Source organism: Actinocorallia sp. B10E7, from assembly GCF_039871655.1.
Taxonomy (GTDB): domain Bacteria; phylum Actinomycetota; class Actinomycetes; order Streptosporangiales; family Streptosporangiaceae; genus Actinocorallia.
Window position 1 is genome coordinate 123589 of sequence record NZ_JBDPLZ010000007.1, and the last position, 12878, is coordinate 136466.

The 12878-nt window shown below is 71.3% G+C and carries 12 protein-coding genes; all 12 read right to left on the minus strand.

Features of this window, described 5'->3' with window-relative positions; all coding sequences use genetic code 11:
* Positions 1 to 5: 5 nt before the first annotated feature.
* Positions 6 to 866: a peptide chain release factor N(5)-glutamine methyltransferase gene (gene prmC / locus ABGB12_RS24430; protein WP_347681753.1), complete on the minus strand. Its 861-nt coding sequence runs from the start codon at positions 864 to 866 to the stop codon at positions 6 to 8.
* Complete coding sequence (prfA, locus tag ABGB12_RS24435) at positions 866 to 1921, minus strand: peptide chain release factor 1 (RefSeq protein WP_347681755.1); 1056 nt, start codon at positions 1919 to 1921, stop codon at positions 866 to 868. Before prfA ends, prmC begins: the two co-directional genes overlap by 1 nt.
* A gap of 168 nt (positions 1922 to 2089) precedes the next feature.
* Entirely contained in the window at positions 2090 to 2311 is a 222-nt protein-coding gene (gene rpmE / locus ABGB12_RS24440) for a 50S ribosomal protein L31 (protein WP_347681757.1), read from the minus strand.
* A gap of 110 nt (positions 2312 to 2421) precedes the next feature.
* Positions 2422 to 3048, minus strand: coding sequence for a response regulator transcription factor (locus tag ABGB12_RS24445; RefSeq protein ID WP_347681759.1), 627 nt, complete (start codon positions 3046 to 3048; stop codon positions 2422 to 2424).
* A gap of 25 nt (positions 3049 to 3073) precedes the next feature.
* On the minus strand, positions 3074 to 4396 hold the full coding sequence (locus ABGB12_RS24450) for a sensor domain-containing protein (RefSeq protein ID WP_347681761.1): 1323 nt from the start codon (positions 4394 to 4396) through the stop codon (positions 3074 to 3076).
* A gap of 166 nt (positions 4397 to 4562) precedes the next feature.
* Complete coding sequence (gene rho / locus ABGB12_RS24455; protein WP_347681763.1) at positions 4563 to 6524, minus strand: transcription termination factor Rho; 1962 nt, start codon at positions 6522 to 6524, stop codon at positions 4563 to 4565.
* A gap of 284 nt (positions 6525 to 6808) precedes the next feature.
* A complete protein-coding gene (thrB, locus tag ABGB12_RS24460; protein WP_347681765.1) occupies positions 6809 to 7714 on the minus strand; it encodes a homoserine kinase in 906 nt (301 codons plus the stop codon).
* Positions 7715 to 7728: 14 nt separating this feature from the next.
* On the minus strand, positions 7729 to 8784 hold the full coding sequence (gene thrC, locus ABGB12_RS24465) for a threonine synthase (RefSeq protein WP_347681767.1): 1056 nt from the start codon (positions 8782 to 8784) through the stop codon (positions 7729 to 7731).
* Positions 8785 to 8961: 177 nt separating this feature from the next.
* A complete protein-coding gene (locus ABGB12_RS24470; RefSeq protein WP_347681769.1) occupies positions 8962 to 10245 on the minus strand; it encodes a homoserine dehydrogenase in 1284 nt (427 codons plus the stop codon).
* Positions 10242 to 11636 carry a diaminopimelate decarboxylase gene (lysA, locus tag ABGB12_RS24475; protein ID WP_347681771.1) on the minus strand — a complete coding sequence of 465 codons (1395 nt, stop codon included), beginning with the start codon at positions 11634 to 11636 and terminating at the stop codon, positions 10242 to 10244. Before lysA ends, ABGB12_RS24470 begins: the two co-directional genes overlap by 4 nt.
* On the minus strand, positions 11633 to 12283 hold the full coding sequence (locus ABGB12_RS24480) for an anticodon-binding protein (protein WP_347681773.1): 651 nt from the start codon (positions 12281 to 12283) through the stop codon (positions 11633 to 11635). The genes lysA and ABGB12_RS24480 overlap by 4 nt, the downstream gene beginning before the upstream one ends.
* A gap of 43 nt (positions 12284 to 12326) precedes the next feature.
* Positions 12327 to 12764: a response regulator gene (locus ABGB12_RS24485; protein WP_347681775.1), complete on the minus strand. Its 438-nt coding sequence runs from the start codon at positions 12762 to 12764 to the stop codon at positions 12327 to 12329.
* Between the last annotated feature and the right edge of the window lie 114 nt (positions 12765 to 12878).

The window sequence follows — 12878 nt, forward strand, 5'->3', positions numbered from 1 at the left end:
GGGTGCTACTCCGTGGTCAGGCGGGCCGTGACGAACCGGTCCCGGTCGGTGAGATCACGACGGTTGCGCTGGTCGCGCCAGCCGTTTTCCTCGGCGAAGATCCAGTAGACGGGTGCTCCCTGCAGGTCGCTGTGCTCGACCGCGACGAAGCCGCCGGGCCGCAGCAGCCTGCGCGCGGTGCGCTCGACCACCCGGACGGCGTCCAGCCCGTCGTCCCCGCCGCCCCACAGGGCCGCGGCGGGATCGTGGTCGCGGACGTCGCGCGGCACGTACTCCCACTCGCTCATCGGAATGTAGGGCGGGTTGCTGACCACCAGGTCGACCAGACCGTTGAGCTCGGGCAAAGCCTGGGCGAAATCCGTGTGGTGCAGGGTGACCTGGCCGCGCTCGTCCAGGTTCTCGATGTTGCGGGACGCCCACCGGTGGGCGTCGGCGTCGAGTTCGACGGCGTGGACGCGGGCCTGCGGCACCTCCTGGGCGATCGACAGCGCGATCGCGCCGGAACCCGTGCCCAGGTCGACCACGACCGGGTCGGCCACGTCCATCTCCCGCAGGGTGTCGATGGCCCAGCCGGCGACCACCTCGGTCTCCGGACGGGGCACGAACACCCCGGGGCCGACGGACAGCTCCAGATAGCGGAAGAAAGCGCGCCCGGTGATGTGCTGCAGCGGCTCTCCGGCCTCACGGCGGGCGATGCCCTCCCAGAAGCGGGCGTCGAAGGCGCTGTCGGGAAGGGTGTGCAGCTCGCCGCGGCTCACTCCGTGCACGGCGGCGGCCAGCTCCTCGGCGTCGGCACGGGGCGAGGCGACACCGGCTTCTGCCAGCCGTGTCGTAGCCCGCGCGATCTCGTCGAGAAGCAAGTTCATTATTGCTGAATTTCGTCCAGCCTGCGTTCCATGTCGGCGTCGACCAGCGCCTGGATCACCGCTTGCAGGTCTCCGTCCATCACCTGGTCGAGGTTATACGCCTTGAAGCCGACCCGGTGGTCGGAGATGCGGTTCTCCGGAAAGTTGTAGGTGCGGATGCGCTCGGAACGGTCGACCGTGCGCACCTGGGCCTTGCGCTCGGCCGAGGCCGCGGCGTCGGCCTCCTCCTGCGCGGCGGCCAGCAGCCGGGAGCGCAGGACGCGCAGCGCCGACTCCTTGTTCTGCAGCTGGCTCTTCTCGTTCTGGCACTGCACGACCGTGCCGGTGGGGAGGTGGGTGATCCGCACGGCCGAGTCGGTGGTGTTGACCGACTGCCCGCCGGGGCCGCCGGAGCGGAACACGTCGACGCGCAGGTCGTTCGGGTCGATCTGGATGTCGATGTCCTCGGCCTCGGGGGTGACCAGCACCCCGGCCGCCGAGGTGTGGATCCGGCCCTGGGACTCGGTGACCGGCACCCGCTGCACCCGGTGCACGCCGCCCTCCCACTTGAGCCTCGACCAGGCGCCCTCCTTGGCCTTCACCGCCATGGTGACGCTCTTGTAGCCGCCCAGGTCCGACAGCTGGGAGTCGATGATCTCGGTCTTCCAGCCGATCCGCTCGGAGTAGCGGGTGTACATCCGCAGGAGGTCGCCGGCGAACAGGGCCGACTCCTCGCCGCCCTCACCCGCCTTGATCTCCAGGATCACGTCCTTGTCGTCGTTGGGGTCGCGCGGGACCAGCAGGCGCTTGAGGCGTTCGTTCAGCTCCTCGATCCGCCCCTCCAGGACGGTCGCCTCCTCGGCGAACGCGCTGTCCTCCGAGGCCAGCTCCCTGGCGGTGGCCAGGTCGTCCTCGGCCGACTCCAGCTCCTTGTACGCCTCGACGATCGGGCGCAGGTGGGCATAGCGCTTGCCCAGCTCACGCGCCTTCCTCTGGTCGGCGTGAACGGCCGGATCACCGAGCGCCTGCTCGATGTCGGCGTACTCGCGCAGGAAGTCGTCGAGGTCGAAATTCACTGTCTGCTCTCTTCAGGCGACGGACCGTGGATCATTCAGCGCACCGGCGTGCGTTCGGCCACGGACAGCTCGCCGCCAGGCGTGCGTCTATCAGTGGAGGGGGGTGGACAGAAGCGGAGCCCGGCCGCACGGCTGCCTTCGCAGCCCGCGGCCGGGCCCGGTGTCCGCCTACTTGCCCGCGGCCTTCTTCTTGCCGAAGCGAGCCTCGAAGCGGGCCACGCGGCCGCCGGTGTCGAGGAGCTTCTGCTTGCCCGTGTAGAACGGGTGGCACTGGGAGCACACGTCAGAGCGGATGACGCCGCTCTCCACGGTGCTGCGGGTCTTGAACGTCGCGCCGCACGTACAGGTCACCTCGGTGACCACGTAGTTCGGGTGGATGTCAGGCTTCATGGGAGATCTCCTTCGAGACGGCGCCGGGTCAACCACGAGGTGCCGGGGCTGGGAACCGGGGCCTTGGCCTTTCAAGTATGCCGGATACCAGAACGTGCCGGGACCGGACGCTATTCCGTTCTCCTGAGGTAGGCCAGCACCGCCCGGACCCGGCGGTGGGCGTCCTGGGAGCTCTCCAGCCCGAGCTTGAGGAAGATCCGGGAGATGTGCTTCTCCACGGCGCCCTCGCCGATCACCAGCCGCCGGGCCAGCCCGGCGTTCGACAGGCCCTCGGCCATCAGGGCCAGGACCTCCCGTTCCCGCGGGGTCAGGTCGTCCAGGGGGTTGCGTCCGAGCAACTGCGCGATCACCTCCGGGTCGATCACCGTGCCGCCCGCGGCGACCCGCCGGACCGCGTCGGTGAACTCCGCCACCTCCGCCACCCGCTCCTTGAGCAGGTAGCCGACCCCGCGCGCACCCCCGCCGAGCAGCTCGGCGGCGTACTGTTCCTCGACGTACTGGGAGAGCACCAGGACGGGCACGGGCCGGACGGCCAGCGCCGCGCGCAACCCCTCGTCGGTGAAGGTCGGCGGCATCCGCACGTCGGCGATCGCCAGGTCGGGCCGGTGCTCGGCGACCAGCGCCACCAGCCCCTCCCCGTCCCCCGCGGTTCCCACCGTCTCGACCCCTTCGTCGGCGAGCAGCCTCACCAGGCCCTCGCGCAGCAGCACGGAATCCTCCGCGATCACGACTCGCATGGGTCCATTCCACCAACCGCCGCGCTCACCAGCTACAGGGAAGAACCGTCCGCACGGTCGTAGGACCGCCCTGCGGGCTGTTCACCGTCAGCGTCCCGTCGATGGTCGCGGCCCGGTCAGCCAGCCCGGCCAGCCCGCCTCCGGGCTGGATGACGGCTCCGCCGACGCCGTCGTCGCGCACCTCGACGATCACCTTGTCCTGTTCTCGGGACACCTCCACCTCCGCCCCGGACGCCCGCGCATACTTGCCGACGTTCGTCAGCGCCTCGGCCACGGTGAAGTAGGCGATCGACTCGACCGCCGCCGGAGGCCGCTCCCGCAGCCGCACGCTGATCCGCACCGGGACGGGCGAGCGCGCCGCCAGCGCGGACAGGGCGGCGTCCAGCCCCCTGTCGGTGAGGATCGCCGGGTAGATGCCCCGGGCCAGCTGCCGGAGCTCGCTGATCGCCGCCCGGGCCCCGGTGTGCGCCTGGTCGATCAGCCGGCGCGCCCCCTCGGGGTCGTCGTCGAGCTTGCCGCGGGCCCGCCCGATGTCCATCGCCACGGCCAGCAGCCGCTGTTGGGCGCCGTCGTGCAGGTCCCGCTCGATCCGCCGCCGCTCGGACTCGGCGGCGTCCACTCCCCTGGCCCGGCTGGCCTGCAGCTCCGTCGCCCGCGCCCGCAGCGCCTGCTTCTCGCTCGGGCCCAGCAGCACCCGGGAGAGGAACACGTGCAGGACGCTCGCGGCCTTGACCGCGTACACGAGGAGCGGCAGCAGCACCAGGCCGATGAGCATGAGCGGGATCGCCTCGAGGACCGTGTCCACATCGTCGCCGTCCCGGAAGACATCCGGCACGAATTCCGGGTTGAAGGGTGCGACCGCCGGAGAGAGGATCAGCGACACGGTGAACGCCCAGCCGATCACCGAGCCCGTGAAGTAGCCGAAGGACAGCGGGATCCGCACGATCTGGAACGCCAGGTCCTTCCAGGTGGCCGGATCCCCGAGGATCGTCTTCGCCTGCTGGAACAGGTCACCCGACGGCGCTCTGCGGTAGGGGCTGGGGATCTCCACCCCGAACACCAGCTTCGTCAGCCGCCGGTCGAGCATCGACCCGCCGCGCAGCAGGAGCAGCAACAGTGCCCAGAGCAGCAGGCCGACCCAGATGATCGTGGTCGCGGCGGCCAGCGGCACCCCCGCGCACAGGGCGATGAACCAGCCCAGGCCCAGCGCCCCGCTGAGCGGGAAGTAGACGGCCGCCTTCCACAACGTCGGGTCCTTGACCAGGCGCGGGAGCGACGGCACCGCGAACGCCGTCCCCGCCGGTTCCTTCGGCCCGGTCGGCCCGGTCGGCTCTGCCGGCTCTGTCATGGGGGTCCTCTCTCCTCGGCCCCCTCAAGGCTCCCCGATCGGCGTCGCAGGGGCCATGGAGCGTCCCACCGTCTTCGGGGTGGGGGCAGCCCCCCCTGCGGAGGCTCCGGAGACGGGCCAGGCCCGCACGGACGTCCGTGCGGGCCTGGCCTCGTAAAGCGGATGATCAGTCGTGCGCGACGGTCGTCTTCTGGACCTGGAGCAGGAACTCAGCGTTCGACTTGGTCTCCTTCATCTTCTCCAGCAGGAGTTCGAGGGCCTGCTGGGTGTCGAGGGCGTGCAGCACCCGGCGCAGCTGCCAGACCACCCGCAGCTCCTCGGGAGCCATGAGGATCTCCTCCTTGCGGGTGCTGGAGGCGTCCACGTCCACCGCGGGGAAGATGCGCTTGTCCGCGAGCTGACGGCTGAGCTTGAGCTCCATGTTGCCGGTGCCCTTGAACTCCTCGAAGATCACCTCGTCCATCCGGGAGCCGGTCTCGACCAGCGCGGTGGCGAGGATGGTCAGCGAGCCGCCGTTCTCGATGTTGCGGGCCGCGCCGAAGAACCGCTTGGGCGGGTAGAGCGCGGTGGAGTCCACACCACCGGACAGGATGCGCCCGGAGGCCGGGGCCGCCAGGTTGTAGGCGCGGCCCAGACGGGTGATGGAGTCCAGCAGCACGACCACGTCGTGGCCCAGCTCCACCAGCCGCTTGGCCCGCTCGATGGCCAGCTCGGCGACCGTGGTGTGGTCCTCGGCCGGGCGGTCGAAGGTCGAGTGGATGACCTCGCCCTTCACCGACCGCTGCATGTCGGTCACTTCCTCGGGGCGCTCGTCCACCAGGACGACCATGAGGTGGCACTCGGGGTTGTTCTTGGTGATCGCGTTGGCGATCGCCTGCATCACCATCGTCTTGCCGGCCTTGGGCGGCGAGACGATCAGGCCGCGCTGGCCCTTGCCGATGGGGCTGACCAGGTCGATGATCCGGGTGGTCAGGATGCCCGGGTCGGTCTCCAGGCGCAGCCGCTCCTGGGGGTACAGCGGGGTGAGCTTGGAGAACTCCACCCGGCCCCTGGCCTGGTCGGGCTCCATGCCGTTGACCGTGTCGAGGCGGACCAGCGCGTTGAACTTCTCGCGCCGCTCGCCCTCGCGGGCCTGGCGCACCGCACCGGTGATCACGTCGCCCTTGCGCAGGCCGTTCTTGCGGACCTGGGCCAGGGAGACGTACACGTCGTTGGGGCCGGGCAGGTAGCCGGTGGTCCGCACGAACGCGTAGTTGTCGAGGATGTCGAGGATGCCGGCGACCGGGATCAGCACGTCGTCCTCGGAGACGACCGGCTCGGCCTCGTAACGCTCGCGCCCGGCGCCACGGCCCCGGTTGCGCTCGCGGAACCGGCGGCCCCGGCGGCCGCCGCGGTCCTCGTCGTGGTCGCCGCCCTGCTGACCGCCGCGGTCCTGACGGTCGCCGCGCTCCTGCTGACCGCCACGGTCCTGACGGTCGCCACGGTCCTGACGGTCGCCGCGCTCCTGCTGGCCACCGCGCTCCTGCTGGCCACCGCGGTCCTGGCGGTCTCCGCGCTCCTGGCGGTCGCCGCGCTCACCCCGGTCCCGCTGGCGGTCGCCACGCTCACGGCCGCTGCGGCTGCGCTGGCGGCCCTCACGCTGCTGGCCGCCGCCCTCGCCCTGCTGCTCCTCGGCCGGCTTCTCCGCCGCGGCCCTGCTCTCGGCACCGGGCTGCTCCTCGGCGGCCTCCTCGCGCTGCGCGGCGCGGCCGCGCCGGGTGCGCTCGGGCCTCTCGGCCCGCTCGGGCCGTGCCGCCTGCTCGGCGGCAGGCTGCTCCGCGGGCTTCTCCGCCTTCTCGACCGGCTGCTCGGGCTTGGTCTCGGTCCTGCTCTCCGTCCTGCCCTCAGGCTTGGTCTCGGTCTTGGCGGCGGCCCCCTGCGCGCCCGCGGCCGAGCCGCCCTGCTTCTCCTGAATGGCAGCGATGAGCTGGCTCTTGCGCATCCCCGTGGTGCCGCTGATGCCCAGCTGGGAGGCGAGGGTCTTCAGCTCGGGGAGCACCATGGCCGACAGTCCGGTGCCCCGACGGGCGCGCTTCGGCGCGGGCTTTTCGCCCGTCGCTTCGTTCAGCAGTTCGCTGGATTCGCTCACAAAGGGTCCTTCCCAGGGAGCGGGTGTGGGCCGGATGAGGCCGATCTACCCGATGGTTCGCTTCGGCGGGGGCGCCGAATGCGGCGATCGTTTTCCAGACCGCCGGAGAGAATTTCTGAATACAGCCAGATGATCGCGTACTCGTCCCCTGCCCCGAGGGAATCAGAAGTGCAGAGTCTGGTGCACGGGCGCATCGGCACTGCCGATGGGCCTATGGCCCCGAGCGGGGCATCTGGTGCGGCTTCCAGCCTAACACCACCAGGGTGCACTTGGATTCCTTGAGGTCAGCGTGTCCGCGAATCGCGTGGCTGAACGCGAGCGCCGAAAGGGCTGACGTTCAGCTGGCGTATATGCCAGCCATTACCCGTATCGACCCCCGGCCAACCGGAGGACGGCCATCCGAACGCCAGAACGGTAGGTCCGGCACCGGAGATGACCGCCGGAACTCCCGCCTGCCGGAGTCGCTCCACCAGCGCCGCCGAGCCCGGCATCGCGGGCGCCCGGTAGGACTGGTGCAACCGGTCTTCGGTCGCGTCCAACAGCACGTCGTAGCCCAGTTTGCTGGTCAGAGCCGCGATGAGCAAGGCCGCGCGCCCAGAATTCGCCGCGGCGTCGTGATGTGACACGGTTTCCGGTAGAAGGCCGCGCGCCTGTTCCGTCGCCAGCCGCTGGTCCGGGACGAAGACCGTGACCTCCCTCTCCAGGTCCAGCCGGACCAGGCGCGGGCCGTCCTGCCCGCTCCAGGCGACCGTCAGGCCGCCCGCCAGGCAGGGCGCCACGTTGTCGGGATGGCCCTCGATCTGTGTGGCCAGCCGCAGCGCGTCCTCATCCGAGAAGGACTCCCCCGCCGGATGCAGCGCGCGGGCCGCGGTGATCCCCGCCACGATCGCCGCCGACGACGAGCCCAGGCCGCGGCTGTGCGGAATGCGGTTCACGCAGCCCAGACGCAGCCCCGCCGGCTGCGGAACGCCGCCGATGCGCTCCCAGGCCTGGCGGAACACCTTGACGATCAGATGCTGCTCGCCGAGCTCCGCCAGCTCCTCGCCCTCGCCCCGGATCTCGATCTCCAGGCCCGATTCGGCCAGCTCCACCCGCACCTCGTCGAAGAGCGAGAGCGCCAGGCCCAGCGAGTCGAACCCCGGCCCCAGGTTGGCGCTGGTGGCCGGGACCTCGACCGTCACTCCGGTCACGCCGAACCCGTCCGTCATGCCAGCCCGAGCGCCGAAGCCGCCGCGTGCGCGTCCACCTGGACGGTGGTCGGCGCGGGCGCGCCCGAGATCGCCCAGTCCGGGTCCTTCAGACCGTTGCCGGTGACCGTGCAGACCACCCGCAGACCCGAGCCCACCAGGCCCTGCTCGCGAGCCTGCAGCAGGCCCGCCACCGAGGCCGCCGAGGCCGGCTCCACGAACACGCCCTCCTCGCGGGCGAGCATCCGGTAGGCCGCGAGGATCTGCCGGTCGGTGACCGCGCCGATCGCGCCGCCCGACTCGTCCCTGGCGTTGCTCGCCAGCTCCCACGAGGCCGGGTTGCCGATCCGGATCGCCGTCGCGATCGTCTGCGGGTTGGCGACCGGGCCGCCCGCCACGAACGGGGCCGCGCCGCTCGCCTGGAAACCCATCATCCGGGGCCGCTTCGAGGCGATCCCGTCCGCCTCGTACTCCTTGTAGCCCATCCAGTAGGCCGAGATGTTGCCGGCGTTGCCGACCGGCAGGCAGTGCACGTCCGGCGCGTCGCCGAGCGCGTCGACGATCTCGAAGGCCGCGGTCTTCTGCCCCTGCAGGCGGAACGGGTTCACCGAGTTGACCAGCGCCACCGGGTAGTCCACCGCCAGCTTCCGGGCCAGCTCCAGGCAGTCGTCGAAGTTCCCGTCCACCTGCAGCAGCTTGGAGCCGTGCACCAGCGCCTGGGCCAGCTTGCCCATGGCGATCTTGCCGCGCGGCACCAGCACCGCGCACGTCATGCCCGCCCGCACCGCGTACGCCGCCGCCGAGGCGGAGGTGTTGCCGGTGGAGGCGCAGATGACGGCCTGGGCGCCCTCCTCGGCCGCCTTGGAGATCGCCATGGTCATCCCCCGGTCCTTGAACGAACCGGTCGGATTCAGCCCCTCCACCTTCAGGAAGACCTCGCACCCCGTCCGCTCCGAGACCCGGTAGGCCGGAACGAGCGGCGTGTTCCCCTCGAGCAGCGTGACCACGGGAGTGCTGTCGGTGACCGGGAGCCGGTCACGGTATTCCTCTATCAGCCCGCGCCAAGCTCTCACGGTTCCTCCAGTTCGATCGCCGCTCTTGCGTCGCGGCGGCGGCCGGCACTTGGCGCCGACCGCGGCGAGCGTTCCCTTGAGACCGGCGCGGGGACCGCCTTCGATCCCCGCCGGTCGCGTTGAGTCTATTAGCTGATGGGAGGAGTGCCTCTAGGGCACGGTCCAGCATGTGGACCGCTAGAAGTCACCCTCCACCCGCATCACCGAGGCGACCTCCCGTACCGAGGAGTGGGTGCGGAGCGACTCCACCGTGGCCGCGAGGGCCCGGTCGGGTGCCGTGTGGGTGACGATGACGAGCTGGGCGTCCTCGCCGTGGCCCTCCTGGCGGACCGCCTGGATGGAGACCTCGTGCTTGGCGAACTCCTCGGCCACCTGGGCCAGGACGCCCGCCTGGTCGGCCACGTCGAGCTGGACGTAGTAGCGGGTGACCGTCTCGCCCATGGGCAGCACGGGCAGGGCCGCGTAGCTGGTCTCGGCGGGGCCGCTGGCGCCGCTCACCAGGTTGCGGGAGACGGCCACGATGTCGCCCAGGACGGCCGAGGCCGTGGGGGCGCCGCCGGCGCCCGCGCCGTAGAACATCAGGCTGCCCGCGGACTCCGCCTCCACGAAGACGGCGTTGAAGGCCCCGTGGACGGAGCCGAGCGGGTGGGAGCGGGGGATCATGGCCGGGTAGACCCGGACGGAGACGCCCCTGTCCCCTGCGCGCTCGCAGATGGCCAGGAGCTTGACCACGCAGTCCATGGACTTGGCGCCCGCCACGTCCTGCGCGGTGACCTCGGTGATGCCCTCCCGGTACACGTCGGCGGCCGTCACGGGGGTGTGGAAGGCGAGCCTGGCCAGGATCGCCGCCTTGGCGGCGGCGTCGAAGGCCTCCACGTCCGCGGTGGGGTCGGCCTCGGCGTAGCCCAGCGCCTGGGCCTCCTCCAGCGCCTCGGCGAAGCCGGCGCCGTGGGTGTCCATCTGGTCGAGGATGTAGTTGGTGGTGCCGTTGACGATGCCCAGCACCCGGTGGATCCGGTCGCCGACCAGGGACTCGCGCAGCGGGCGCAGCAGCGGGATCGCCCCCGCCACCGAGGCCTCGTAGTACAGGTCGGCGCCGAACTCGCGGGCCGCGGCGAAGAGCGTCTCGCCGTCCTCGGCCAGCAGCGCCTTGTTCGCCGACACCACCGACTTGCCGGTCTTCAGCGCGCCCAGGATCAGGGAGCGGGCGGGCTCGATCCCGCCGATCACCTCGACCACCAGGTCGACGTCCTCGCGGGTGGCCAGGCCCATGGCGTCCGTGGTCAGCAACTCCTCCGGCACCCCGGGACGCACCCGGTCGGGCCGGCGGACCGCGATGCCCGCCAGTTCGACCGGCGCGCCCACCCGGGCCGCCAGATCATCGGACTGCTCGCGCAGCAGCCGGACGATCTCGGTGCCGACCACACCACACCCGAGCAACGCCACCCGCACCGGTTTCACGACTCTCCAACCTCCGCATCAAGCCTCAACAGGTCGTCCACGGTCTCCCTGCGGACGATGACACGCGCCTCGCCGTCCCGGACCGCCACCACGGCCGGCTTGGTCACGTAGTTGTAGTTGCTCGCCATCGACCGACAGTACGCACCGGTGGCGGCCACCGCCACCAGGTCCCTTGGCGCAATATCTTCGGGCAACCATAGGTCACGCACCACGATGTCCCCACTTTCGCAGTGCTTTCCGACAAGTCTGCTGAGCATGGGCCCCGCCTCGGACTCGCGGCTGACGAGGCTCGCGGTGTACTCCGCGCCGTACAGGGCGGTGCGGAGGTTGTCGCTCATCCCCCCGTCGACGCTCACGTAGGTGCGGATGCCCTCGACGTCCTTGATCGTGCCGACCTCGTAGAGCGTGACGCCGCCCGGGCCGATGATCGCCCGGCCCGGCTCGACCGTCAGCTTCGGCACCGGAAGCCCGTAGGAGCCGCACTCCTTGGCCACGATCCGGCGCATGTTGTCGGCGATCAGCTTGGCGTCGATCGGGTCGTCCCCCGCCAGGTAGGCGATGCCGAACCCGCCGCCGAGGTCGAGCTCGGGCAGCACCACGCCGTGCTCGTCCCTGATCGCCACCAGCAGCTCGGCGACCCGGTGCGCGGCGACCTCGAACCCGTCGGTCTCGAAGATCTGCGAGCCGATGTGGGAGTGCAGGCCGACCAGCTCCAGCTGGGGCAGCGCCAGGACCCTCCGGGCCGCCTCCAGCGCCGCGCCGGAGTTGCGGGAGAACCCGAACTTCTGGTCGTCGTGGGCCGTCGCGATGAACTCGTGGGTGTGCGCCTCGACGCCGGTGGTCACCCGGATCATGACCTTGGGCCGCACCCCGAGCCGCTCGGCGTGGTAGGCCAGCCGGACGATCTCCTCGAAGGAGTCGACGACGATGTGGCCGACGCCGGCCTCCAGCGCCGTGACCAGCTCGTCCTCGGACTTGTTGTTGCCGTGCAGGGTGATCTTCTCGGCCGGGAAGCCGGCGGCCAGGGCCAGCGCCAGCTCGCCGCCGGAGCACACGTCCAGGCCCAGGCCCTCCTCGGCCAGCCAGCGCACGAGCGCGCCGCACAGGAACGCCTTGCCCGCGTAGTGCACGCTGCCGTCCGCGAAGGCGCCGACGTACTCGCGGGCGCGCTGTCGCACGTCCTCCTCGTCCAGGACGTAGAGCGGGGTGCCGAAGTCCCGCGCGAGGTCGCGGACGTCGACCCCGCCGACCTGCAGGGCGCCCTCCACGCGGCGGGCGGTGCGCGGCCAGACCAGCGGCACCAGGTCGTTCAGGTCCGCCGGGGGCGGCATCGGGTGGTCCTCGGGCAGGACGTCGGCATGCCTGTCGCCCGCGGGATGAACTCTGCTCACAATCTCTCTCTCGCCGTCTCGCCGAGCCTGCGCAGCCCGTTGCTCAAGGTGACGCGCACGGCCCCGGCGAGGATCACGCGGGCGCCGTGCTGCGGGGTGGGCTCCTCGCGGGAACTCTCGTAGACGTCGTGGTAGGCGTCCGCGATCCGTTCCAGCTGGAGCACCGGTTTTCGGTGTCCGTCGAACCCCGCCAGCAACCCGAGCAGCCTGAGCTCCGCGGGCGCGGTCAACGCCGCCGGGTCTCCCGGCGGCACCTGGAGATCACGGGCCCGGCGCTCCACCGCGCAGGCCCTCTCGTAGGCGAAACGCACGCGGAATCCGGGGTTCTCGAACGTCCTGGGGAAGTCGGCCCAGGCCCCTTCGATCATCTCACCCCGGCCGTAGCCCTCGTCCCCCGCGACGGCGGCGGCGATCCGGCCCGGCACGGCCAGATGCAGCGCCAGCAGCCCCGCCCCCCGCGTCTCGACATGTGAGATGTCCGGGTGCAGCGCCAGCCGTTCCGCGAGCGGCGCCGCCTCCAGCCGGTGCCGCGGGGCGACCGGCGAGACGTAGGTGTCCTCCCAGGTGATCGACGCGTCGGTCGGCCGGACGCCGTACACGGCGTCCACCGCGGCCAGCACCGCCTCGTTCGCGTCCCCGGGAGTCACGGCACCGAGGGTAGCCGACCACCATCTGGACAAACGACAGGTTTCACGCCCCGTTTCGCCCGCCGGAGCACGACCCGGACTCCCGCCGCCCCGCCGGGCCGGACGCGCGGGCGGCCAGCGCCCGGACCGTCCTGATCAGCTCCGCCGGATCGAAGGGCTTGGTCACATAGGCGTCGACCCCGATCCCCAGCCCCCGCTCGACGTCCCGCTCCTGCGCCCGCGCGGTGATCATCACCACCCCGATGCCCGCCGTCTCCGGATCCTCCCGCAGCCGGACGGCGGTCACCCACCCGTCCAGCCGCGGCATCATCACGTCGAGCGTGATCACGTCGGGGGCGACCTGCCGCACCCGGTCCAGGCAGTCCCGCCCGTCCACCGCGGTGTGCACCTCGAACCCCTCGAGCTGCAGGTTGACCGCGATCAGCTGCCGAATCACCTCGTCGTCGTCGACGACCAGCACCCGCCCGAGACTCTCAGCCATCCGCCGAGGCTAACCCTCCTCCCGCCCCTCCGCACGGAAACGGACGGGGTCGGCGCGACGGAGTCGCGGCGCGGAAACCCGTGCGCGCCTCCTCCAGAAGCCTGGTAATCTTCT